The following is a 23,470-nucleotide window of genomic DNA, read 5'->3' as shown; positions in this document are numbered from 1 at the left end:
CTCAGCTCGCGGAGAGGTCGGCGCGGAGCCGTTCCTCGTCAACCTCCCAGTAGCTGTGCTCCTTGCCGTCGAGCAGGACGACGGGCAGCCGGTCCCCGTATTCCGCCCGCAGATCGGGATTGTCGGCGGCGGCCTCGTCGACGTCGACGCAGGTCAGTTCGAGTTCGTACTCGCGGCAGATCTCGTCCAGCAACTCGCGGGCGGGCGCGCACGCGCCGCAGCCGACGCGAGTGAGAAGTGTGATCCGGTTTCGCGACTGATCCATACGCACCAGTGTTCCCCACCGCCCGGGAGACCGGCCGGACAGCCTGCGCGATGCCGTTCCGCAGACCGTTCCGTTTCGAGACGAACATCACACGCCGCGGACCCGGCCTCGATCCGACGGGATCGACGCATGCACGCGGGCTAGGGTGAGCCAGAGGTGTCTGCGACGCGGGAGGTGCGAGTGCCTGGGCGATCACTGCCGATCGGCGCGAGATTCGGTGTGGGCCTGTCCGGGATTCTGCGCCCCGGCCGCCGCCGGATCCGGAATCTGCTGGGTCCGAGCGAGGCCGAACTACGCGCCAATCTGGCCGGCGAGGCCAGCGCTGACGCCGCCCTCGCCCTCCAGGAGGCCGAAGCCCTCCAGGAGGCCGAAGCCCTCGAGGCGGCCACACTCGAAGCGGCCACGCTCGAAATCCCCGAGGCACTCGAGATTCCCGAGGCGCCGGAACCGCCGGCGGAGATCGCCGTGCCCCGCGACCTCACCGCTGCCGCGTTCTTCGACGTCGACAACACGATGGTGCAGGGCGCGTCGATCATCCACTTCGCCCGCGGCCTCGCGGCCCGGAAGTACCTCAGGACCTCCGACCTGGTCGACTTCGCGTGGAAGCAGGTCAAGTTCCGGGTCACCGGCAAGGAGAACAGCGACGACGTCGCGGAGGGCCGGGAGAAGGCGCTGTCGTTCGTCGCGGGCCGCTCCACCGCCGAGCTCGCCCGCCTCGGCGAGGAGATCTACGACGAGGTGATCGCCGACAAGATCTGGGACGGCACCCGCGCGCTCGCACAGATGCACCTCGACGCCGGTCAGCAGGTGTGGCTCGTGACGGCCACCCCCGTCGAGCTGGCGCAGGTGATCGCCAAACGTCTCGGACTCACCGGCGCCCTGGGCACGGTCGCCGAGAGCAAGGACGGCGTGTTCACGGGCCGCCTCGTCGGCGACATCCTGCACGGGCTCGGCAAGGCGCACGCGGTGCGCACGCTCGCCGTGCGGGAGGGTCTCAACCTCAAGCGCTGCACCGCATACTCCGACAGCTACAACGACGTCCCGATGCTCTCGCTCGTCGGCACCGCCGTCGCCGTCAATCCCGACGCCGACCTGCGCGAGCTCGCGCGGAACCGCGGCTGGGAGGTGCGCGACTTCCGCACCGGACGCAAGGCCGCGAAGATCGGCGTGCCGACCGCCCTGCTGCTGGGTGCGGTGGGCGGTGCGGTGGGCGCGATCCTCAGCCGTCGACGCGACCGGGCCCTGATCGCCGAACTCGCGGCCCGCCAGGACGCGGGGCGGGTTCAGCCCATGAAGACGTTGCGGCGCTGCGCCAGCAGGCGGTAGAGCGTCTGCTGGATCGTCTCGCGGACGTGGTCGGTGACCTCGAACAGCACCATCGGATCGTCGGCCTCGGCGGCGTCGTAGGTGTCGGTGACGATCGGCGTCCCGAACTCGATGTACCACTTGGACGGCAGCGGAACGAGCCCCAGCGGCCCCAGGTGCGGGAACAGCGGCGTCACCGGGAAGTAGGGCATGTCCAGCAGACGCGCGAGCGGGGCGATGTCGCCGATCTTCGGGTAGATCTCCTCCGATCCCACGATCGAGCACGGGATGATCGGCGCGCCGGCGCGCATCGCGGCGGAGACGAATCCGCCGCGGCCGAACCGTTGCAGCTTGTAGCGCTCGGAGAACGGCTTGCCGATGCCCTTGTAGCCCTCGGGGAACACCGCGGCCACCTCACCGCCGCGCAGTAGGCGCTCGGCATCGGGGTGGCAGGCCAGGGTGTGCCCAGCCTTGCGGGCGATGTTGCCGACGACGGGCATCTCGAACGCCAGATCGGCGGCGAGCATCCGCAGCGCGCGATGCTGCGGATGGTGATCGTGCACCGCGACCGACGTCATGAGCGCATCGATGGGGACCACCCCGGCGTGGTTGGCCACCACCAGTGCACCGCCTGTGGCCGGGATGTTCTCGACGCCGCGGACCTCGACCCGGAACCACTTCTCGAACAGCGGCCGGAGCGCGGGCAGGAAGACACCGTCGGCGAAGTGCGGGTCGTAACCGAACTCGTCCACCTCGTAGTCCCCCGCGAGACGCCGGCGCACGAAGCCTGCGGCACCCGCCACCTGACCCACCAGGCGATCGCGCAGCCCGTCGAGCAGTGACCCGCCGTCGCGCTCGGTGGCACCTGCACCACCCTCAGCGGTATCCGCCTCACCGACCGGCTCGTCCGATGCCGTGAACACGCGATCGGCGCCATCCACGGGCGGACGCCGATTCGCCGCGCGGGCCGGCGACGGACGTGTACCCGAGCCGCCGTGCAGCGGGATCACCTTCGCCACCTCGTTCACAAGAGCCCCCTGCCCATTCGATCCGCGGTTCACCTGTTCTGCTGTCCGGCCCCGCCTGGTGCGCCTGCGAGCGCGAGCACCGTCGATTCTGCCCGGTCGATCCATTCGGGCCGGATCACCGGCGTCAGCCCGGTACCGCGCACGAAGTCGTCGAGTGCCTCCATCGTCGTCCATCGCGGCTCGAATCCGAGTTCGGCCCGCATCCGGGTGGTGTCGAGCCCGCACCCGAAGTGGAAGTAGTCGAGTTGTTCCCGCGTGAACGAACGCATCTGCGAGCCCATCAGCGCGCGCCCGGCGCTGCGGAACAGCGAGAACGGCATCGGGACCTCGACGCGGCCGGCCCGCCGGATCGCCTGCGACATCATCACTGCGCCGTCTCCCGCGACGTTGAACGTTCCCGCCGGACCGGTGAGGGTGGCCCGGCTGAGCGCTGCCAGTGCGTCCTCCTCGTGGAGCAGCTGCATGCGGGCGTCGCGGCCCAGGATGCTCGGGACGATCGGCGACGACAGGTACCGCGCCACCCAGCCGTGCAACCGCGGTCCCATCAGTGGTCCGAGGCGCAGGATCGACACGGCGATGTCGGGGCGTCGCCGACCCAGTCCCCGGGCATAGCCCTCGATCTCGATGCAGTCGCGGGCCCACGCGCCCTGCGGTGGACGCCGCGCGCCCATCTCCTCGGTGAACTTGGCCGGATCCTTGGGACTGCCGCCGTAGACCGCCGAGGCGGACCGCAGCACCACCTTGCGCACGGTGGGGGCCTTCTGGCACACCGCGAACAGCTGCATGGCGCCGATGACGTTCATGTCCTTCATCGCCGCTCGGCTGCCGGATTTCGGCGCCTGGGCGACGGTCGCGGCATGCACGACGGTGTCGACATCGGCCCCGCGGATCACCTTGCCGATGAGCGGGTTTCGAATGTCCGCGCGGACGAACTCGGCGCGGCCCATTCGGCGCATCATGTCCTTGCTGGGCGAGACGGCGTCGACCGCGATCACCCGCTCGATGCCCGGCTCCTGTGCCAGCCGCGCCACCAGGAACCCGCCCGGGAACCGGCTCGCGCCCGTCACCAGCACCACCTTCGGTGGCTGCACACCCCGCTCGTCAGGACTCACCCGTACCCCCGTCCATTCGCCCCTGCGGGGAGCCTAACGAATCCGCGGCGGGTGGCAAGGGTTCCGCGCGAGCCTTTACGCCCTGGCAACACGATCGACGGAGAAGATTACGAATACCCGAAATGCGCGGATGCCCGCCACCTGACGGTGACGGGCATCCGGGTGCAAGTTCTTACTTGCCGAGCTTCCGACGCTGGACGCGCGTGCGACGGAGCAGCTTGCGGTGCTTCTTCTTCGACATGCGCTTGCGGCGCTTCTTGATCACTGAACCCATGGTGGGTGTTCCTCACAGTCTTCTATAGCGTTCAGCGCACGCCGGTCACGTACGCCTGTGTCTTCCTCTGGCGCTGAGGCCTCGTTGCCACTGGTCGCTTTCACGACCCCAGCGCCTGACGACACCGGCTGGCTGGTACGACGACTCACGATCGTACCGGGGCGGGTGAGCTCGACGAAAACCGAGGCTCACCCTATCGATTCCGGCAGGTCAGCCGGCGTCGAAATACGAGGTCTCCAGATAGTCGTGCACGGCCTTGGCGTGCACGCGGAAGGACCGCCCCACACGAACTGCGGGCAGTTCACCGCTGTGCACCAGCCGATACACGGTCATCTTCGAAACCCTCATCAGCGTCGCGACCTCCGCGACGGTGAGGAACTGCGTCCCGGCGAGGCTTGCGTTACCGGGGCTGTCTTGCTTACCGGACTTGTCTGGCTTAGCCGGCTTTGCTGGGTTTTCAGGGGATCCCATCTGTCCACTTACCTCCGGCACATGTCGCGCCGCCGGCTTCCCCTCCGGCGGAACAGACACGCACGTGCTGACACGAGCTTAGCGGGACCAGAGGGATTGGTGCGACGGGTGTTGCAAACAAGATCGCTAATTGCGATCTACTCGGGCGACACCCCGAGTTCAGCCGAGCGGTCACGAGCGGCCGCGAGGGCTTCGTAGAAGGCCGTCCGGAGGCCGCACCGCTCGAGTTCCCGCACCGCCGCGGCGGTGGTGCCCCCCGGCGACGTGACGGCCGCCCGCAGTTCGGTGGCGTTCTCGCCCGACTGGTCGAGCATGGCGGCCGAGCCGACCATCGTCTGCACCACGAGCTCACGCGCCGTCGCGCGGGTGAGGCCCAACGCGACACCGGCGTCGATCATCGCCTCGACAGCCAGGAAGAAGTACGCGGGACCGGAACCGGACACCGCGGTCACTGCATCGATCTGCGACTCCGGAACGGTCGTGACCGTGCCGACGGATGCGAGGATGCTGCGCACCAGGTCCAGATGCCCTGCCTTGACGTGGCGTCCGGGCGCGATGACGCTGGCGCCCTGCCCGACGAGCATCGGAGTGTTCGGCATGACCCGGACGACCGGGAACCCGGCGGGCAGCTTCGCCTCGTACCGCGCCGTGGGGATGCCCGCGGCCAGGGAGACCAGGAGCTGCTCCTGCTCGCCGTCGAGATCCACCTTGCTCATCGCCGTCAGAACCGAGTCCACGTCCGTGGGCTTGACCGCGACGACGATCACGTCAGCGCCCTCGGCCGCGTCCTCGATCGTGGTGACGCGGATCGAGTACGTCGCGGCCAGTTCCTGGGCACGCGGCTCGTACTGCTCGGCGACAACCAGGTCCCGGGTGGCGTGACCACCCTGCAATAGTCCAGAGATCAGGGCCTCACCGATCTTGCCGCCACCGATCACCGCAATTCTCGTCATACCGCCCAGCCTGCCACGGCCCGAGATCGGGGCAATCCCCCGGTACCGGGCGGTGTGACGAAGCAGTCCCCGGGTGAGCGGTCAGCGGGGAATCATGGCCAGCTGACGGCTCTGCACCACGACGGCGCCGGTGGAGTCGAGCACGGTGTGGTCCTCCTCGAACCACGTGTCGCCCAGCACCGTCGAGCTCGCCATCACCCGCAACCAGCCGGGGGCCGGCTGTCGGCGCAGGTACGTCGTCAGCTGGACGGTGGGCGCCCACCCGAACATCCCGCGGTTCATCGTCACCGGCGCGCAGATGTCACCGGTCATGATCGCGAACAGCGCCGCGGTGGCCGGGTCCTCCTCGTCGGCAGCCCACGGCCGCGCCCACATGCGAACCTGCGGCTCGCCCTGCTTCCCGCTGAGGAAGTGGGCCGACGACCCGTCTACGCGCAGATCGCAGCCCTGCGAGACGTGCACGATCTGGGCCATCGGATGGTCCTTCGAGAGCACGTGCGCCTCGGTTGTCGGCTCGGCCGGCAGTTGCGCGAGCGACTGCACCTCGGCGTAGTGCGGCTCCCCCGCGTCCGGCACACCCAGCGTCACCGCCGCGTGCACCGCGGGCCGACCGGCCTGCGACAGCTCGACGTCGACCAGCGAGACCTGCCGTCCCCGCTTGCGCACGGTCGCGACGAGATCGACGTCGCCCGGGTCCGGGGCGGCGAGGTAGTTGGCGCTGACGGCCAGTGGCTGGACGGCCGGGTCGACGGGCATCCCACCTGGCGCCGTGCGGATCAGCTCGCGCCGTGCGGCGGCCGCGCACAGCGCCATCATGCAGCCGCCGTGCACCTTGGGTCCGATGGTCCAGATCGGGTCGATGTGGGCGCCGTACCGGCCGGCGACACCATCGGGACCACCGCCCTGCGGGGTGACGGCGGTCAGATCCCGGAACGGGTGGGCGGACACTGCGTTGTCGGAAGTCACTGCTCGTCCTGTCTGTGGGGGTCGGTGAAGTCGTCGAAGGTGCGGCCCGCGAAGCTCGCGGCACCGATGTCCTGATGTGCGAGCCGGCGCAGTGCGGCGAGGACGGGTTCGTAGATCGCGGTGCCGAGGACCGCGTACTCCACCGCGGATTCGACGGAGTCGGTAGGCATCAGTTCGAGGTCGACCTCGGCGATCCCGCGGATGTGCCGGCCGTACGCGTCGAGGCGTTCGTCGGTCATCGGGATGCCGACGTCCTCGGCGGCCGCGAGGGCCCGGTCCAGTTGCGCGACAGCGGGATACGAGGGTTCGTAGACCTGGCCGAGGCGTTCGAGCACGGCCCGCGCGCGAGGGTAGTCGTTCGACTGCTCGGCCGATTCGACCGGATACGGCGGCAGCGCGGCGAGCGCGCGTCCGACGGTGTCGAAGACCGTGTCGGCGGGCTGGTCGACGAGGCGGACGACGGTGCGGATCTTGCCCAGCGGCAACCCGACGCCGGCGAGTGCCTTGATGAGCGCGAGCCGCCGCACGTGCTGCTCGCCGTACTCGGCCTGCGTCGCGCTGCTCGCCTCCCCGGGCATGAGCAGGCCCTCGCGCAGGTAGTACTTGACGGTCGCGAGGGGCACGCCGCTGGCGGAGACCAGTTCGGAGACCCGCATCCCACCGCTCCTGCCCGTGCCGACTATTGACACCCACCGTCATCGGGTCGACGATGAACTCGTACTGGATAGCTCAACTATCCAATTTCGGGTTCGAGCCTACCGCACACGAGGAACTCACCATGGATCCCGTTCTCACGATCGTCGTCGGCGTCACCGTGCTCACGGTGGTCGGCATCGCGTCCGGCGGCGCGTTCCTGCTCCGCATCCTCACCGGACATCAGGGCGCCAACGACCTACAGAAGAGTTTCTTCCGGGCAGGGCACGCCCACGCCGGCGTCCTCGTCACCCTCGGTCTCGTGCTCGCCACCCTGACCACGGTGGTCGATGCGAGTCCCGGCTGGGCCGCGACCGGCGCGATCGCCGTGCTGGTGTCGGCGATCTTCATTCCCGCCGGGTTCTTCCTGTCCGTCCTCGGACGCGACCCCGCGAAACCGGGCCCGATGCTCGCGTCGATCTGGGTCGGCGCCGCGTGTCTCGCGGTCGGGCTGGTGATCTCGGGGATCACCGTGATCAGTGCGGGGGTCTCTGCGCTGTAGACCGGGGGCGGGATCAGCGGCGCAGGTGTTCGCGCGCGAAGCTCAGCGCCTGCCCCAGCATCGACGCACGCTCGGACCGGGTGCGGGCGTTCTGGGTGTTGATCTCGATGACGGCCTGCCCGGCGAACCCGCTGTCGACGAGATGTCGGCACACCTCGACGCAGGGCTGGCTGCCGTGCCCGGGAATGAGGTGCTCGTCGATCGACGCGCCGCGCCCGTCGGCCAGGTGCAGGTGGGCCAGACCGCTGCCCATCCGGTTCGCGAGATCCAGCGCATCCATGCCCGCGGTCGCGGTGTGGGACAGGTCCAGCGTGTAGTGCCGGTGATCGGAGTCGGTGGGGTCGTACGACGGGCTGAACGCGGACAGCGCCGCACCCGGCCCCCCGCGTCGTCGCAGCCGCTGGGCCGACTTCTCCCGGCCGCCGAAGAAGCTGTCGGCGCGCATCGGGAACATGTTCTCCACCGCCACCACGGCGCCGGTCTTCTCCTCGAGACCCGCCACCTGGTCTGCGAAACCGTCGGCGTAGCGGCGCTGCCACCGGAACGGCGGGTGCACCACCACGTTCGACGCACCCAGCGCCTCCGCGGTCGCGACCGAGCGGTCCAACTTCGCGACGGGGTCGGCGCCCCACACGCGCTGCGAGATCAGCAGGCACGGCACGTGCACCGCCTGAACGGGCACCGCGTACTTGCGGACCAGCCGCTGGACCGCCGAGACGTCCTGGCTGACCGATTCGGCCCACACCATCAACTCGACGCCGTCGTAGCCGACCTCGGCCGCATACCGGAACGCGGCCTCGGTGTTCTCGGGATACACCGAGGCCGTGGACAACCCGACGAGGATCTTCCGATCCGGCATTGCTGGTCTCCCCACGACGTACCCTTCGCCGGCGTCCGGTCAGCTCGTGCCGAGCAGGAAGGCGAGTGGGCCCAGGGTGACGAACACACCCGCGACGACCGCGATCACCAGGCTCGTGATGTCGTCCGTCCGGCGCAGGATCCGCACCATCGCGACCAGGCCGACGATCACCAGGACCGCGAGCACCAGCGCCACCATCGGCAGCATGTCCCACAGCTTCTCGAAGCCCTTGAACATCAGCGCGCCGGCGACCAAGGCGACCGCGCCCTGTCCGAGCAACACCGCCCACTGCTTGGCTCCGCTGGCCTCGGGCTCGTCGTCGAGGTCCTCGAGATCCCCGAAGTCCCCGAAGTCCCCGAGATTCTCGTCGTTGTCGAGATCGGCGTCCGAGTCCACGTCGCCGTCCGTCTCGGCGGCGGCACGCTCGTTCCCCTGACGCATCAGGTCGCCGGCCAGGGTCTGCCCCGACAGCAGCCTGGGCTCGGGCGCCCCGCCGCGCGCGGGGGCCGGGCCCGACGCGCCCACCGTCGTCGACGCCACGGATCGCCAGCCGGCGTTCGTTCCCCTCCCGGTCGGCCCGTCGTCCTTCACGGCCGGCGCGACGACGGTGGGCGCGTCGTCGGCCTTGGCCGCCGCTCCCTTCGCCGCGCTGTTCGCGGACGCCTTCGCATCGGCCCGGGCATCGCGCTTGTCCTGCGCGTCGGCGTCGGCGAGGGTGAACACGGCCGTCGCATCCGACTCCGGCGCGGGGGCCGGTGCCTTGGCGGTTGCAGCGGGTCTCGCGGGAGCCTTGGGTGCTTCGGGAGCCTTGGGGGCTCGAGGCGTTGGGGGGGCCGGGGCAATCCGAGCCGCCTTGGGCGCTGCAGGAGCCTCGGGCCTCGCCGGGACCGGAGTCTCGGCCGCCTTCACCGGCTCCGGGGCCGCGGTCGCCTTCGCCGGCACCTCCGGCGCCGGGATCTGCGCGGCAGCCGGGGTCTCGGGATCGTCGTCGGACTCGCCGGCCGTGCGCCCATTGCGGACCGCCGGGAACTCGCCGGTCAGTTCGGCGACGGAGATGCCGCCCTTGACGCCGCGACGTCGTCGGCCGCCACCACCGGCACCGACTCGCTGGCCGTTACGGGCCAACAGCTCCGCAACCGAGATTGCTTGGCTGTCACCTTCGGGCTCCGTCATCGAGCGCTCACCACCAGTTCTCCACCCATGTCCGTATCGAGCTTGCGAAGAATCAGACCCTCACGCAGTGCCCACGGGCAAATTTCGAGCGTGTCGACCCCGAGCGCGCGCATGCTGGCCTCCGCAACGAGAGCTCCGGCCACGATCTGCTGGGAGCGGTCGGAACTCACGCCCTCCAATTCTGCACGGTCCGACGCGGTCATCCGCGATATGAAGGCGATCAGCTGGCGCAGGCCGCTCGATGTGAGCGTCCGTGTGACGCGCGGACCTGCGGCGGACGGCGCGGCACCGGTGAGTCGGGCCAGTGACCGGAACGTCTTGGACGTGCCGACGCAGCGGTCGGGCTCGCCGCCCGCGCGCAGCTGCTTGGCCGGGGCGACCAGTTCGGCGTCGAGCCAGTCGCGCAGCACCGCGACGCGGCGCTTGCCGGGCGGGTCCTCCTGCAGCCAGTCGCGGGTCAGCCGTCCGGCACCCAACTGGAGCGAGAACGCGGTATCGGGATCTTCGTCACCGCCGCACGTCAGCTCGAGCGAGCCGCCGCCGATGTCGATGTTGAGGATGCGCCCGGCGCTCCACCCGTACCAGCGCCGCACCGCCAGGAACGTCAGCCTGGCCTCGTCGACACCCGAGAGAACCTCGAGGCTCACGCCGGTCTCGGCACGCACCCGGGACAGGACCGCCTCCGAGTTGTTGGCGTCGCGCACCGCGGACGTCGCGAAGGCCATCAGCTCACCGCAGCCCGACGACCTGGCGATACCCGCGAAATCGTTGACTGTCGTGACCAACCGGTCGGCACCGACGGCCGTGATGTCTCCACGGTCGTCGGTGTTCTCGGCAAGCCGCAGAGTCGCTTTCGTGGAGCTCATCGGCGTGGGGTGCCCACCACGATGAGCGTCCACCACGAGCAGGTGGACGGTGTTGCTTCCGACATCGAGTACCCCAAGGCGCACACGGTTACGGTACTGGGTCTACCGTCGGGCACTGTGACAGCAGGCAGCACCACGGGCTCCGACAAGCTGGTGCCCGCACCAGAAGTGGATCTGGACTTCCCCCGCGAATGGGTGCAGTTCGTCGACCCAGAAAACTCCGAACACACCATCAAAGCCGACCTGACGTGGCTCCTTTCCCGCTGGACCTGCGTCTTCGGCAGCCCGGCGTGCCAGGGCACGGTGGCGGGCCGCCCGGACGACGGGTGCTGCTCGCACGGCGCCTTCCTGTCCGACCAGGAGGACAAGGACAAGCTCGACGCCTCCGTGAGGATGCTCACACCGGAGGACTGGCAGTTCATGGAGAAGGGCCTCGGCAAGAAGGGTTACGTCGAGGAGGACGACCTCGAGGACGAGCCGGCGCTGCGGACCCGCCGCTACAAGGGCGCCTGCATTTTCCTCAACCGTCCGGGCTTCGAGGGCGGCATCGGGTGCGCGCTGCACAAGATGGCGCTGCGCAAGGGCATCGAGCCGCTCGAGGTGAAGCCCGACGTGTGCTGGCAGCTGCCGATCCGCCGGACGCAGGAGTGGGTCGACCGGCCGGACGGCGAGCAGATCCTCGAGACCACCGTCACCGAGTACGACCGACGCGGTTGGGGCGAGGGCGGCGAGGACCTGGCGTGGTACTGCTCGGGGTCCCCCGACGCCCACGTCGGCGCCAGGCCGGTGTGGCAGTCGTACGCACCGGAGCTCACCGAACTGCTCGGCAAGGCCGCTTACGACGAACTGGCGTCGCTGTGCCGGCGTCGCGAGGGCCTGGGCCTGATCGCGGTGCACCCCGCGACCACCGCGGCGCAGCAGAAGAAGGCCTGACACGTACCGGCCTTCCGGCCGAATGTCACATCGGTTCAGTCCCACTGAACGGATGTGACATTCGGCCGTCATGCGGGCCGCAGGATCACTCCTCGAGCTTGTAGCCGAGTCCGCGGACCGTCACCAGGTGCTGCGGCTTGCCGGGGTCGGCCTCGATCTTGGCGCGCAGCCGCTTGACGTGGACGTCGAGGGTCTTGGTGTCGCCCACGTAGTCGGCGCCCCACACCCGGTCGATCAGCTGTCCGCGGGTGAGGACCCGGCCCGAATTGCGCAGCAGGTATTCGAGCAGGTCGAACTCCTTGAGCGGCAACGCCACCGGTTCACCGGCCACGTGGACCAGGTGCCGTTCGACGTCCATCCGCACCGGACCGGCCTCGAGCACACCGTCGTCGGGGCCGGCGTCGGCCTCCGCGTCGGTACCACGGCGCAGCACGGCCCGGATTCGGGCGATCAGCTCTCGGGCCGAGTACGGCTTGGTGACGTAGTCGTCGGCGCCGAGTTCGAGCCCGACCACCTTGTCGATCTCGCTGTCACGGGCGGTGACCATGATGACCGGGACCGACGACTTGGCGCGCAACTGCTTGCACACGTCGGTTCCGCTCATGCCGGGCAGCATGACGTCGAGCAGGACGATGTCGGCGCCGGAGCGCTCGAACTCGGCCAGCGCGGACGGCCCGTCACCGACGACGGTGGTTTCGAAGCCTTCCTTGCGCAGCAGGAACGCCAGCGGGTCGGCCAGCGACTCCTCGTCCTCCACGATCAGCACACTCGTCAACGGTTGGCCTCCAGACTTGTGCCGCGTCGATTCACGACGCGGCTTTCTTCTCGATCATTGCGGGTTTGCGGGTGTCGCCGGGCTCGAGGGCGTCGGCGGGCACGGACTCGAAGTGTGCGGGAATCTGCAGTGTGAAGGTCGATCCGGTGCCGGGCCGGCTCCACAGGTCGATCGCACCGTTGTGGTTGGCGGCGACGTGCTTGACGATCGCCAGCCCCAACCCGGTGCCGCCGGTGGCCCGGGAGCGGGCCTTGTCGACGCGGAAGAAGCGTTCGAAGACACGCTCCTGATCCTCCTTGGCGATGCCGATGCCGCGGTCGGTGACGGAGACAGCCACGTTGTCGCCGCGTACCGAGCGGCTGACCGACACCGCGGTGCCCTTCGGCGAGTACGCGATGGCGTTCTCGACGAGGTTGGACAGCGCCGTCACGAGGAGGGTGCGGTCCCCCATCACCTCGAGCCCGCTGGGGGCGTCGGTATGAACCGTGATCTCGGCGGCCTCGGCGGCGACGGTGGACCGGCGCAGCGCCTCGGCGATGACGTCGTCGACGTCGACCACGTCGAGGTCGGGCAGCTTCTCGGCGCCCTGCAGCCGCGAAAGCGCGATCAGTTCGGTGACCATGTTGCCGAGCCGCGCGGATTCGCTCAGGACGCGTTGCCCGAAGTAGCGCACCGAGTCGGGGTCGTCGGCCGACTCGAGTAGTGCCTCCGCGAGCAGCCCCATGGCGCCGACCGGCGTCTTGAGTTCGTGGCTGACGTTCGCGACGAAGTCGCGGCGGGTGGCCTCCATGCGGACCTGTTCCGAGTCGTCGTCGGCGAACACCACGACGAAGCGGCGGTCCTCCTCGCTCAGCAACCGCGCGACGCCGCGCACGGCCATCTTGGCGCGACCGCGCTGGGTGGTGCGGGTCGTGAGGTCCATGTCGACGGCCTCGCCGGTCTCGAACACCTCGGTGGCCGCGACCCACGCGCGGTCGTCGATCATCCGGTTGCGGACCAGCCCGAGTTCCTCGGCACGCGGGTTGAACAGCACGACGTCGTTGAACTTGTCGACGACGGCGATGCCGCTCTCGGAGGTGAGAACGATGAGGTCGAGGACCTGCGACATGGTCAGCCCGGCCTGGGCTTGCTGTCGCCGGGCGTGACGGGAGCCGAGCCGGGGAACCACCACGCCGCCTACGATGCAACCGGCGATGGCGGTCGCGACGGCCAGCATTACGGCCTGAACAACAGTCACACGTGAATCGTACGTTCGGCAGACCGGCCGCCGAAGCCGGGTGTGACGGTTTTCTCGCACGTCACAGGCCCGTGAGCTGGAGTTTCCGACCCGTTCACCCGGAGTTTGCTAAAGGCCCCCGCCGCTTCCGTTCCGGAAGTGGCGGGGGCCTCGGTCAAACGACTACGCAGGGGCTACTTGGCGCCCTGGTTCGCGACGGCCGCGGCGCCGGCAGCGGCGGCGGCCGGGTCGAGGTAGGTGCCACCCGGGTTCAGCGGCTCGAGGTTCTCGTCCAGGTCGTAGCGCAGCGGGATGCCGGTGGGGATGTTCAGGCCCGCGATGTCCTCGTCAGAGATACCGTCGAGGTGCTTGACGAGGGCGCGCAGCGAGTTGCCGTGCGCGGTGACCAGGACGGTCTTGCCCGCCTTCAGGTCGGCCGCGATGGTCTCGTCCCAGTACGGGATGAGGCGCTTGACGACGTCGAGCAGGCACTCGGTCAGCGGAACCTCGGGCAGGTCGGCGTAGCGCGCGTCCTGGTCCTGGCTGTACTCGCTGCCGGCCTCGATCGCGGGCGGCGGGGTGTCGTAGCTACGACGCCACAGCATGAACTGGTCCTCGCCGAACTCGGCCTTGGTCTGGGCCTTGTTCTTGCCCTGCAGGGCGCCGTAGTGGCGCTCGTTGAGACGCCAGTCGCGCACGACGGGGATCCAGTGGCGGTCGCACGCGTCGAGCGCGAGGTTCGCGGTGCTGATCGCGCGGCGCAGCAGCGACGTGTAGAGGACGTCCGGGAGCAGGTTGTGCTCGGCGAGCAATTCACCGGCACGCTTGCCCTCGGCCATGCCCTTGTCGGTGAGGTGCACGTCCACCCAGCCGGTGAACAGGTTCAGCGCGTTCCATTCGCTCTCGCCGTGGCGGAGCAGCACAAGTGTTCCGGTACTCATGCCGTCAATCCTGGCATGACGCCTTTTCGCCGTCGCGCGAGCCGTCGACTCGGCCCCGATTCCGCCACCACCGATGGTCCGCGGCGCCGACGGTGAGTTCGACGTGCGGATCGACGGCGACGGCCGCTTCGCCGAGGCATACGGGACGGGCCGGACACCGGCAGCGGTGGTGGTCCGCCCCGACGGCCGGATCTTGCCCGCGGCGGACTTCGGGACCACGTCGATGAACTCGACCTTGCGGACCTTCTTGTGCGGGGACACCCGCTCGGCGACGAACGCGATGACGCCGTCCTCGTCGAGGTCCGTGTCGGGCTGCCGCACGACGAACGCCTTGGGCACCTCCTCGCCCTCGTCGTCGAGCACCCCGATGACCGCGGCGTCCGCGATGAGCGGGTGGATGAGCAGCAGGGCCTCGAGTTCCGCCGGCGGCACCTGGTAGCCCTTGTACTTGATGAGTTCCTTGAGCCGGTCGACGATCGTGACCATCCCGCCGGCGTCGACCGTGGCGATGTCGCCGGTGTGCAGGTAGCCGTCGGCGTCGAGGGTGTCGCGGGTGGCCGGGTCGACGAGCTTGCACTCCATGTTGGCGATGGTCGGGCCCACCGAGCTCAGGACGATGTCGTCGCGGTCGAACGGGATGGCGTGGGACACCGGGCTCATCTCCGACATGCCGTAGCCCTGCCGCACCCGGCACGACAGCCGGTTCGCGACGGCGTTGCCGAGTTCCTCGTCGAGCGGCGCGGCACCCGAGAAGATGGTGTGGACGCTCGACACGTCGTACTGGTCCACCAGCGGATGCTTGGCGAGCGCGACCGCCACGGGCGGCGCGACAAAGATGTAGGTGCACTTCTGTTCGGCGACGATCCGCAGGAACTGCTCGTCGTCGATCCCGGAGGAGAAACTATGACGCCAGTCACAAGTGACCCCGACCCTACCGACAAAACGGACGAAGAAACCCTTCGTGCGCTCGTGGCGCTCGAAGGGTCCCTTCAGCGATTCTCGGGGGCGATCAACCCCGGCGAGCCGTCAGGCTCAGAGGTACTGACCGCACACCGGCCATGCACCGCGGCCCTGACCGGCCAGAACCTTCTCGGCGACGCGGATCTGCTCCTCGCGGGAGTTCTGATGAGCCATGCCCGAACCACCGAAGGAGTTCCAGGTGCTCTGCGTGAACTGCAGGCCGCCGTAGAAGCCGTTGCCGGTGTTCGCGGCCCAGTTGCCGCTGCTCTCGCACTGCGCGACGGCGTCCCAGTTGCCGGACGCGGCGTTGGCGGTACCGGCGCTCATCGCGAACGGGGCGGCGACGAGGGCGGCGGTGGCGGCGACGGTGCCGAGGGTGCGCTTGACGTTGAACTTTGCCATTGGGGGGTGGATCCTCTCCATGTTGCTGGCGAGGCGGCCGTCGGACGATCCGATTGATCGATCCGGGCTCTGGATGGCCTCGCCTCTGCCCCTCGAAGGTCTTTTCGTTCCGATCCCGCGGGGCAGAGTCAGCGGCGGCGGGTCGGTGTCTCACGTGTCTTGCTCGGTGTTGCTTGCTCGAGTTCGTTCATCTCGTGCTGGTTACAACCGTAGGCACCGATCACGGAAAGGTCACGGGTCGATTTTGTGAGACGCCCGTACGCAAAAAGGTCCATGAGCTGGCAAAAGTGGCAGTTCAACCGCCATGAATCGGGAATGACTACCCGCATCGTTGCATATCCGTAATGTGATCCAGATCACACGAAATCGGTGAACGGGGTCACGAAATCTCGACCGGATAACGGCTGGGAGGCCTCGCGCTACGTCAGCGAGACCCGGGGTCGACGCCCCAGCCGGGACCGTTCGCGGCAGAGTCCTGCTCCTCCACGAGGTGCTTGAACGGCTGCAGGTTCGCGAGCGACTCGCCCCGCGACACGCGCCAGGCCCACTCCCGCCTGATCGAGGTCGCGAACCCGAGTTCGAGCAGGACGTTGAAGTCGCCGTCGGCGGCCTCGAGGACCTGGCCGAGGACGCGGTCCAACTCGTCGCCGTTGACCGCATGGGAAGAGATGCGGCCCACCAGATAGATGTCGCCGATCTTGTCGATCGTGTAGTGCACCCCGTACAGCCTGCGGTTACGGCGCAGCAGGTACTTGTAGACGCCCTCGAAGTTCTCGTCCGGCTTGCGGCACACGAAGGCCTCGACGCGCACGCCGTGGTTGCCGACCGTGAGCAGGGTCGTCGTCTTGAGCTTGTGTTCGCCGGGCAACTCCACGATGAACTGGTTCTCGCCCTGGCGGCTGTAGTCGAGTTCGCGCTCCTTCAGCGCGGCATCGATGATCTCCGCCGTCCGTTCCAGTTCACTCATGCCCGCACCCCACTCGTCCGACGCAGTTTCCACAGCCCGCGCGACCTGCGCGGCGAGAACTCGCCGCCCTCGATCCGGTCGTACATCGCACGCGCGGCGCGGTAGCTCGCGAGCAGCCCATCGGCGGTGTGCTCCCACGAGAAGTTCTCGGCGTGCCGGGGCGCGCGCGCCGCCAGCTCGTCCAACAGGTCGGGCACGGTCACCAAGGACTGCAGCGCCGACGCCCAGTCGTCGGTCCGGTGACCGTTGACCAGCAGACCGGTCTCACGGTTGCGGACCGCGACACCCAGACCGCCGACGTCGGCGGCGATCACCGGCGTCCCGCAGGCCTGGGCCTCGATCGCGACCAGACCGAACGACTCCGAATAGCTAGGCACCGCAACCAGATTCGATGCCCGGTACACGTCGGCCAGCCGGTCCGGCGGCTGCGGCGGCATGAAGGTCACGCGTGCCCGGACGCCCAGCGCCTCGGCCAGTTCGATCAGCGAATCGGGGCGTTCGAGGCCCGTGCCGGACGGCCCGCCCACCACCAGTACCCGCAGCGGCAGGTCCGGCTCGCGGGCGATGACCTCGGCGGCGGCGCGCAGCAGGACGTCGGGGGCCTTGAGCGGCTGGATGCGTCCGACGAACGTCACGATCGTCTCGGCGGGGTCGAGTCCGAGTGCGGCGCGGGCCGCCAGGCGGTCGCCGGGCCGGTAGCGCGACAAATCGGCGCCCGGGGCGACCACGTCGACCTTGTCCGGGGACGCCCGGTAGATCGAGGCGAGCTGCGCGGCCTCGTCGGCGGTGTTCGCGATCAGCCGGTCGGCCTCCGCCACCACCTGCTGCTCACCGATCTGCCGGGCCGCCGGCTCGGGGGTGTCGCCGTCGGCGAGCGAGGCGTTCTTCACCGCCGCGAGAGTGTGCGCGGTGTGCACCAGCGGCACGCCCCACCGGTCGCGAGCCAGCCATCCGACCTGCCCGGACAGCCAGTAGTGCGAGTGGACCAGGTCGTAGTAGCCGGGCTCGTGCCGCACCTCCTCGCGCAGCACCCCCGCCGCGAACGCGCACAGCTGCGTGGGCAGCTCGTGCTTGTCGAGCCCCTCGTACGGGCCGGCAGCGACGTTGCGGACGCGGACACCGGGCGCGGCGTCCTGCACCACCGGAGCGGCCGACGACGTCGCCCGTGTGAAGATGTCGACCTCCACGCCACGACGCGCGAGCTGGATCGCAGTCTGCAGCACGTACACGTTCATTCCGCCCGCGTCGCCGGTGCCAGGCTGTGCCAGCGGCGACGTGTGTACCGAGAGAACGGCGACCCGCTTGGGTCCCGCGCTGCTGTGCTTGGGTGTCACGCGTCCATACTGCCCTGTCGCTCTGTCATGAGGTAATTGCCCCGGATGCGCTCTCGGAGAACGGGACCTCTCCCGGTTGTCCGGCACCGATCCCGTCGCTGATCCCGTCGCAGAACGCCCGGACCTCGCCGACGAACCGAGCCGGATCCTCCACGAACGGACCGTGCCCGCAGCCCTCCCAGTACGACCCGGTCGCGTCCGGAATCAGCGCGACGGCGTGCTCACCTGCGGAGACGTCGACGACGGTGTCCGCGGTGCCGTGCAACACCAGCGCGGGGACGTCGAGGCCGCGCAGCACGTCGTCGTGGCTCACGGACCGCCGGAACAGCGCCGACCGCACCCGAGGCGGGGTGGACAGGCTCGCGCCGAACAGTGACTGCGACCACGCCCCCTTGGCGCCGTCGTCATCGCCGATCGGGCCGGTGAGCGCGGTGCCGAAGCCGCCCAGCGCCTTGATCGCGGTGCCCGGATCCTCGGCCATGGCCGCGGGGATCGCGGCCTTCATCGCAGAACCGACCGCGCCGCCCGCCTGGCCGCGGCCGATGCTTGTGATCGCGCCGACGAACACCACGCCGTCGACGGCCGCGGTGCCGTGCGCGGCCAGGTAGTCGCAGATCACCAGGCCGCCGTACGACCAGCCCAGCAGGACCGCGCCCGCGGTGACGCCCTCCGCCGTCAGCACCGCGTCGACGTCGCCGGCCCAGTTCGCGGAGTCGTCGTAGCCGGCGGCCGGGGCATCGGAGTAGCCGTGGCCACGCAGGTCGACGGCGATCACCCGGTACTGCGCCGACAGCGCGGCGAGGACATCGTCGCCCCAGCAGCGCGACGACTGCGCCCAGCCGTGCAGCAGCACCAGCGGGCGCGCATCCGGATTACCGAGCGTTCGATAGACGAGGGTGGTGCCGTCGACGCCGACGGTTTCACGAATGGCCATGCGGTCACCCTAAGGGGACCGCTCACTTCGCGCGGCGCAGGAGGTACGCACCGAGCGCGACGACGAACGCGACGGCGCCCGACGCGACGGCCACCGCGAAGCCCGCGCGGGTGCCGAAATGGTCGATCATCTGCCCGGCGAGCGCGGATCCGACGGCCACGCCGACACCCAGTCCGGTCACGGTCCAGGTGATGCCCTCGGTGAGCTTGTCGTGCGGGACCACCGATTCGACGAGTGTCGTCGCCACGATCATGGTGGGAGCGACGCTGATGCCGGCGAGCGCGAGCGCCCCGGTGAGGGTGAGGATCGAATCGACCAGCAACAGCGGCCACAGCAGGACCGCGACGGCGGCGGTCGCGAACACCAGTTGGCGGCGCAGCGCCGCACCCGGACGCAGCGCCCCGAACACCACGCCGGCGACTGCGGATGCGCCCGCGAACAGCGCCAGGGCGACGGTCGCGGCGGCGGGGGTGCCGCGCTCGGTCGCGAACGCGATGCTCACGACGTCGACGGTGCCGAAGATGGTGCCCATCCCGAGCATCACCGCCACGAGCGCCCACATCGCCGGGTTGCGGACCACCGAGCCGTCGACATGCTCGCTGCGGTCACGCACCGCCGGTTCGGTGCCGCGCTGCGCGACCAGGGCGAAGGTGCCGATCACCAGCAGGATCAGCGCCAGCAGTGGTCCGGCCTCGGGGAACAGCGCCACCGACAGACCGACCGAGATCACCGGGCCGGCGACGAAACACACCTCGTCGAGGACGGATTCGAACGCGAACGCCGTGCGCAGCTGCGGCTGTCCGCGGTACAGCGCGGTCCAGCGGGCGCGGACCATCGCACCGATCGTCGGCATGCACCCGGCGGGGATCGCGAGCAGGAACAGCACGAAATCGGGTGCCTCGAATCGCACGCACAGCAGCATCACGCCCAGGGCGCACGCGCTGATCGCCGAGGCGGCCGGCAGCACGCGACGCTGCCCGTAGCGGTCGACGGCACGGGACACGAGCGGGGTGATCGCGGCGTACGCGAGCGCGAACACCGCGGACAGCGCGCCGGCGAGCCCGTAGTCGCCGCGCAGCTGCGACAGCATCGTCACGATGCCGATGCCCACCATCGCGATCGGCAGGCGGGCGACGAACCCGGCGGCGGAGAACGCGGCGGAACCGCGGGCGGAGAAGATCTCCCGGTAGGTGCCGATCATTGCCGGTGTGTCTCCTGACGGCCGGTAAGCAGTTGTCCGAGGAGAGTTTCGCACCCTTGCCCCGCAGCGCGACCAGCGTGTAAGCATTCTCCGCATGAGCGTTCTGGTCTGTTTCCATGCCCACCCCGACGACGAGGTGTTCGTGACGGGCGGGGTGATGCGGCAGGCGGCGGACGCCGGCCACCGAGTCGTCGTGGTCACCGCCACCGACGGCGCGCTCGGCGAGGTGCCCGACGGGCTACTCGCGGACGGGGAGACGCTCGCGCAGCGCCGCCGCCGGGAGCTCGAGGCCTCGACGAGTGTGCTGGGCGCGCACCGGGTGGTGATGCTGCACTACGCCGATTCGGGGATGGCGGGCACGCCGGAGAACGCGAATCCGGACGCCTTCTGCAACGTCGACGTCGACACCGCAGCGGCGCGGCTCGCGGAGATCCTCGCTGAGGAGTCCGCGGACGTGTTGACGATCTACGACCCCAACGGCGGGTACGGGCACCCCGATCACGTTCAGGTCCACCATGTCGGGGTGCGCGCGGCCGAGCTCGCGCACGTCCCGCACGTCTATGAGGCCGCGGTCAGCCGCGATCACATCCGGCGCATGATGGCGGCGAACCCGGAGTGGAGCGAGGAAGCGACCCCGCCCGACTTCGACACCTTCGGCCTGTCCGACGACGAGATCACCACGGTCGTCGACGTCACCGCGGCGCTGGACGCCAAGCGTGCCGCGATGCATGCCCACCAGACGCAGATCGGCGACTTCGGCCCGTTCCTGCAGATGCCGGCAGAGCAACTACAGGCCGCGTTCGGGCAGGAGTGGTTCCGGAGGCGGGGTGCGCCGGCCGGACTGACGGAGACCGCTCTTCCGCTGTAGTCGGATGCTGCAGTCGAATACCGACAACTTCCTGCGCCGACGGGTCACACGGACCTAGCATCGCGGGATGCCCGGTCTCCTCGCGCGGTACCGCAGCACCGGCGCCGACCTGCCGTTCGGAAACCCTCTGGCCGCGCACGACGTCGCGATGGAGGGCTACTTCTGGCGGTTCACGCAACGCGAGACGGGACGGGTGCTGATTGCGCTCGCCGGGATCAACCGCGCCGACGACGGGCACTGGGCCACGCTCGGATTCGGTGCGCACCCCGGCGGGTTCCTGCGCACCGCGGCCCATCCCGAAGGCCGTGCCGACCCCGACCGACTCGGTGCCGTCGCGGGTGACGTGTTCCGTGGCACCGCGGACCGGCTCCGCGTCGACCTCGGACCCGACGCGCAACTCGACGTGCGCATCACCGCTCCCGTCCCGTGGCCGCGCCGTCGTCTGGGTGGATCGAGCGTGTTCCACACCGTGCCCGCGCTCAACCAGTACTGGCATCCGTGGCTGCTCGGCGGCCGCGCCGAGGGCTGGGCGGTGGTCGGCGACGAGCGGTGGGACCTCGACGGCGCCCAGGTCTATTGCGAGAAGAACTGGGGCCGTGGCGGTTTCCCGGCGGCCTGGTGGTGGGGGCAGGCCCAGGCGTTCGACGATCCGCGGGCGTGCGTCGCGTTCGCCGGCGGCCAGGTCGATGCGGGACCGCTGGGCACCGCGATCACGGCCGTCGTCGTGTTGCTGCCGGACGGGACCCTCGTGTGGCTCGGCAATCCGCTCACTTCCCCGATCCGGGCGCAGATGGGTGACGAAACCTGGCGGCTGAGCGGCGGAAACCGTCGCTGGTCCGTCGAGATCGAGGGGCACGCACCGCTGGGCGCCGCGCACGTCCTGCCGGTGCCGCTACCGGCGCAACGCCGGAACATCCCGGGCGCGTTGGAGCACCTCGCCGGCAATCTATCCGTAACGGTCCGTCACAACAATCGATGTGCCTGGTCGGGTGAGTCACGCCTGGCAGGCCTCGAGCACGGTGGGATCGCTCGGGCACAGGCGGAATCGCGGCGTCGGGGGTCGACGCAGCAGTAGCAAACCGAACCGAATTACCTCCTGGGGGGATCTTGAAGAAGCTTCGAACATCGCTGCTCGCGACTGCAGTGGCCGCGGCGGCCCTGCTCGCCGGTGCGCCGGCGGTGGCGGCCGCACCGAACCCGGTCGGCCTCGACGAGGTCTTCAGCCCGTTCGTGGTCAGCACGTTCACCGACGGCCGGATCGCCCCGTTCGAGAAGTGGCAGGCCCGCCATCCCGTATCCGATCCCTGGTACCAGGCGCCACCGGTCGGCGACGCACCCGCGGGCACGTTGCTGAAGGCGCGTCCCGCGACGGTCCAGGTGTACGGGGTGCAGCCGGGACACGTGCGCGGCTACCAGCTGATGTACGTCACAACAGATTTCGATGGGTCGGCGGCCGTGAGCACGGGCATGCTGATGATCCCCGAGGACGGCACCGCTCCGCAGGACCGCAAGCTCATCGGCTACTCCGAGGCCAACGACAGCCTCGGCCCCGGCTGCATGCCCAGCACCCAGTGGACCGGCGGTGACCAGGACGACCCCTCGTTGTTCTCCGCGCTCGGGCCCGTCGCGCAGATGTTCGGCAACGGCTGGGCCGTGATGATGAGCGACACCGCCAACGACGGCGACCCCACCCCCAACGGCTTCTCGATCGGACAGTTCTCCGGCGCCGCCACGCTCGACGGACTGCGGGCAGCACTCGCGCTACCCGCGGCCGGCTTCTCCCCCGACACCCCGGTCGGCATCTACGGCATCGCCGGTGGTGGTGTCGCGGCCGGGTTCGCGGCCGAGAAGCAGGCGACGTACGCACCCGAACTCAATGTCGTCGGCACCGTGCTGCAGGCGATGGTGGTCGACAGCGCGACGTTCGAACGCAAGGCCGACGGCGGCATCGGCGCGGGCTTCGTGTTCGCGAACTCGCTGGGCTACGCGGCCCGCTACCCCGAGATCGATCTCGACCAGGAGCTGACACCGCTCGGCCGGCAGATCGCCGACGTCTTCAACCGCACGTGCCAGCAGACGTACCTGCTCATGCCGTTCGTGCCGCTGTCCGCGCTGTACACGCACGGCCGGCCCGCCGACAATCCGGTGTTCGCCCGGGCGTACGCCGAGAACCGGTTGGGTCTTCAGGCCCCGAAGGCGCCGGTGCTGATGACGTCGTGCCGCGACGACTTCCTGGTGCCCTATTCGGACGTCGAGCAGCTCGTCGCGGCGTACCGCGCCGGCGGCACCGAGGTCACGGTCGACCCGAGCGTCTGCGGAATGTCGGACGTGCTGACAGACCCGTGGCGGGTGGGCACCGAGCTGCTGGGCATGCAGAACGTCGACTGGTTCGTCGGCAGGTTCGAGGAGGCGCGGCGATGAGGAAGCCGATTGGCGCGAACCACGCAGGCGCAGTACTACTGACCGGTCGGG

General features: G+C 69.6%; 25 protein-coding genes and 1 pseudogene. 6 read left to right on the top strand and 20 right to left on the bottom strand.

What is annotated here, in order from left to right; genetic code table 11:
- Nucleotide 1 precedes the first annotated feature (1 nt).
- On the bottom strand, nt 2-265 hold the full coding sequence (locus DEU38_RS03245) for a glutaredoxin family protein (RefSeq protein WP_114718702.1): 264 nt from the start codon (nt 263-265) through the stop codon (nt 2-4).
- A gap of 180 nt (nt 266-445) precedes the next feature.
- On the opposite strand from DEU38_RS03245, the gene DEU38_RS03240 reads away from it, so the two are divergent.
- Complete coding sequence (locus DEU38_RS03240) at nt 446-1,591, top strand: HAD family phosphatase (protein ID WP_114718965.1); 1,146 nt, start codon at nt 446-448, stop codon at nt 1,589-1,591.
- Here DEU38_RS03240 and DEU38_RS03235 read toward each other — a convergent pair.
- From DEU38_RS03235 to DEU38_RS03205, 7 genes are all read right to left on the bottom strand, one after another.
- The gene (locus DEU38_RS03235; RefSeq protein ID WP_114718701.1) at nt 1,549-2,598 is read right to left on the bottom strand and encodes a lysophospholipid acyltransferase family protein; all 1,050 of its coding nucleotides are present in this window, start codon (nt 2,596-2,598) and stop codon (nt 1,549-1,551) included. The two genes, DEU38_RS03240 and DEU38_RS03235, sit on opposite strands and share 43 nt — an antisense overlap.
- 29 nt (nt 2,599-2,627) lie before the next feature.
- A complete protein-coding gene (locus DEU38_RS03230) occupies nt 2,628-3,689 on the bottom strand; it encodes an NAD-dependent epimerase/dehydratase family protein (protein WP_397484246.1) in 1,062 nt (353 codons plus the stop codon).
- A gap of 193 nt (nt 3,690-3,882) precedes the next feature.
- Nucleotides 3,883-3,984 (bottom strand): 30S ribosomal protein bS22, encoded by a 102-nt coding sequence (locus DEU38_RS03225; protein WP_003402602.1) that lies wholly within the window; start codon nt 3,982-3,984, stop codon nt 3,883-3,885.
- Between the two features lie 210 nt (nt 3,985-4,194).
- A complete protein-coding gene (locus tag DEU38_RS03220) occupies nt 4,195-4,455 on the bottom strand; it encodes a helix-turn-helix domain-containing protein (protein WP_114718699.1) in 261 nt (86 codons plus the stop codon).
- Between the two features lie 137 nt (nt 4,456-4,592).
- Nucleotides 4,593-5,408 (bottom strand): pyrroline-5-carboxylate reductase, encoded by an 816-nt coding sequence (proC, locus tag DEU38_RS03215; RefSeq protein ID WP_114718698.1) that lies wholly within the window; start codon nt 5,406-5,408, stop codon nt 4,593-4,595.
- 81 nt (nt 5,409-5,489) lie between these two features.
- Complete coding sequence (locus DEU38_RS03210) at nt 5,490-6,356, bottom strand: thioesterase family protein (protein WP_114718964.1); 867 nt, start codon at nt 6,354-6,356, stop codon at nt 5,490-5,492.
- A gap of 14 nt (nt 6,357-6,370) precedes the next feature.
- Nucleotides 6,371-7,030 carry a MerR family transcriptional regulator gene (locus DEU38_RS03205; protein WP_114718697.1) on the bottom strand — a complete coding sequence of 220 codons (660 nt, stop codon included), beginning with the start codon at nt 7,028-7,030 and terminating at the stop codon, nt 6,371-6,373.
- Between the two features lie 122 nt (nt 7,031-7,152).
- On the opposite strand from DEU38_RS03205, the gene DEU38_RS03200 reads away from it, so the two are divergent.
- Nucleotides 7,153-7,569 carry a hypothetical protein gene (locus DEU38_RS03200; RefSeq protein ID WP_114718696.1) on the top strand — a complete coding sequence of 139 codons (417 nt, stop codon included), beginning with the start codon at nt 7,153-7,155 and terminating at the stop codon, nt 7,567-7,569.
- A 13-nt stretch (nt 7,570-7,582) separates the two neighbouring features.
- Here the strand turns inward: DEU38_RS03200 and DEU38_RS03195 are convergent, their stop codons facing one another.
- From DEU38_RS03195 to DEU38_RS03185, 3 genes are read right to left on the bottom strand one after another with little or no spacing between them, the layout of a single operon-like run.
- Nucleotides 7,583-8,428 carry a sugar phosphate isomerase/epimerase gene (locus DEU38_RS03195; protein WP_114718695.1) on the bottom strand — a complete coding sequence of 282 codons (846 nt, stop codon included), beginning with the start codon at nt 8,426-8,428 and terminating at the stop codon, nt 7,583-7,585.
- Between the two features lie 39 nt (nt 8,429-8,467).
- Nucleotides 8,468-9,601 carry a hypothetical protein gene (locus DEU38_RS03190; RefSeq protein ID WP_114718694.1) on the bottom strand — a complete coding sequence of 378 codons (1,134 nt, stop codon included), beginning with the start codon at nt 9,599-9,601 and terminating at the stop codon, nt 8,468-8,470.
- Nucleotides 9,598-10,551 carry a Ppx/GppA phosphatase family protein gene (locus DEU38_RS03185; RefSeq protein WP_114718693.1) on the bottom strand — a complete coding sequence of 318 codons (954 nt, stop codon included), beginning with the start codon at nt 10,549-10,551 and terminating at the stop codon, nt 9,598-9,600. The genes DEU38_RS03190 and DEU38_RS03185 overlap by 4 nt, the downstream gene beginning before the upstream one ends.
- Before the next feature lie 66 nt (nt 10,552-10,617).
- On the opposite strand from DEU38_RS03185, the gene DEU38_RS03180 reads away from it, so the two are divergent.
- Nucleotides 10,618-11,400 (top strand): hypothetical protein, encoded by a 783-nt coding sequence (locus tag DEU38_RS03180; protein ID WP_114718963.1) that lies wholly within the window; start codon nt 10,618-10,620, stop codon nt 11,398-11,400.
- Between the two features lie 85 nt (nt 11,401-11,485).
- Here the strand turns inward: DEU38_RS03180 and DEU38_RS03175 are convergent, their stop codons facing one another.
- The 9 genes and pseudogenes from DEU38_RS03175 to DEU38_RS03140 all read right to left on the bottom strand — a co-directional run bounded on the left by DEU38_RS03175 (nt 11,486) and on the right by DEU38_RS03140 (nt 20,130).
- Nucleotides 11,486-12,175, bottom strand: coding sequence for a response regulator transcription factor (locus DEU38_RS03175; protein ID WP_174912641.1), 690 nt, complete (start codon nt 12,173-12,175; stop codon nt 11,486-11,488).
- Between the two features lie 31 nt (nt 12,176-12,206).
- Complete coding sequence (locus DEU38_RS03170; RefSeq protein WP_114718691.1) at nt 12,207-13,412, bottom strand: cell wall metabolism sensor histidine kinase WalK; 1,206 nt, start codon at nt 13,410-13,412, stop codon at nt 12,207-12,209.
- 173 nt (nt 13,413-13,585) lie between these two features.
- Entirely contained in the window at nt 13,586-14,341 is a 756-nt protein-coding gene (locus DEU38_RS28820; RefSeq protein ID WP_174914940.1) for a phosphoglyceromutase, read from the bottom strand.
- Between the two features lie 195 nt (nt 14,342-14,536).
- A pseudogene (locus tag DEU38_RS28815) lies at nt 14,537-15,325 on the bottom strand (AMP-binding protein); the annotation flags it as partial.
- Nucleotides 15,326-15,364: 39 nt separating this feature from the next.
- Nucleotides 15,365-15,694 carry a transglycosylase family protein gene (locus DEU38_RS03160; RefSeq protein ID WP_114718689.1) on the bottom strand — a complete coding sequence of 110 codons (330 nt, stop codon included), beginning with the start codon at nt 15,692-15,694 and terminating at the stop codon, nt 15,365-15,367.
- 424 nt (nt 15,695-16,118) lie between these two features.
- Nucleotides 16,119-16,661, bottom strand: a complete 543-nt coding sequence (locus DEU38_RS03155) for a YbjN domain-containing protein (RefSeq protein ID WP_114718688.1) — start codon at nt 16,659-16,661, stop codon at nt 16,119-16,121.
- Nucleotides 16,658-17,995 carry a D-inositol-3-phosphate glycosyltransferase gene (mshA, locus tag DEU38_RS03150; RefSeq protein ID WP_114718687.1) on the bottom strand — a complete coding sequence of 446 codons (1,338 nt, stop codon included), beginning with the start codon at nt 17,993-17,995 and terminating at the stop codon, nt 16,658-16,660. Before mshA ends, DEU38_RS03155 begins: the two co-directional genes overlap by 4 nt.
- Before the next feature lie 25 nt (nt 17,996-18,020).
- Nucleotides 18,021-18,929 (bottom strand): alpha/beta fold hydrolase, encoded by a 909-nt coding sequence (locus tag DEU38_RS03145; protein ID WP_114718686.1) that lies wholly within the window; start codon nt 18,927-18,929, stop codon nt 18,021-18,023.
- Between the two features lie 22 nt (nt 18,930-18,951).
- On the bottom strand, nt 18,952-20,130 hold the full coding sequence (locus DEU38_RS03140) for an MFS transporter (protein ID WP_114718685.1): 1,179 nt from the start codon (nt 20,128-20,130) through the stop codon (nt 18,952-18,954).
- A 94-nt stretch (nt 20,131-20,224) separates the two neighbouring features.
- Between DEU38_RS03140 and DEU38_RS03135 the strand changes: the two genes are divergently transcribed.
- From DEU38_RS03135 to DEU38_RS03125, 3 genes are all read left to right on the top strand, one after another.
- Nucleotides 20,225-20,998: a PIG-L family deacetylase gene (locus DEU38_RS03135; protein WP_114718684.1), complete on the top strand. Its 774-nt coding sequence runs from the start codon at nt 20,225-20,227 to the stop codon at nt 20,996-20,998.
- Between the two features lie 67 nt (nt 20,999-21,065).
- Nucleotides 21,066-22,073: a tocopherol cyclase family protein gene (locus tag DEU38_RS03130; RefSeq protein ID WP_114718683.1), complete on the top strand. Its 1,008-nt coding sequence runs from the start codon at nt 21,066-21,068 to the stop codon at nt 22,071-22,073.
- Nucleotides 22,074-22,105: 32 nt separating this feature from the next.
- Complete coding sequence (locus DEU38_RS03125) at nt 22,106-23,419, top strand: lipase family protein (RefSeq protein ID WP_114718682.1); 1,314 nt, start codon at nt 22,106-22,108, stop codon at nt 23,417-23,419.
- The last annotated feature ends 51 nt before the right edge of the window (nt 23,420-23,470 follow it).

Source organism: Rhodococcus sp. AG1013 (genome assembly GCF_003350365.1).
Lineage (GTDB): Bacteria > Actinomycetota > Actinomycetes > Mycobacteriales > Mycobacteriaceae > Prescottella.
Note: the sequence above shows the minus strand (reverse complement) of the source record. Positions and strands in the feature narration are given on the sequence as shown.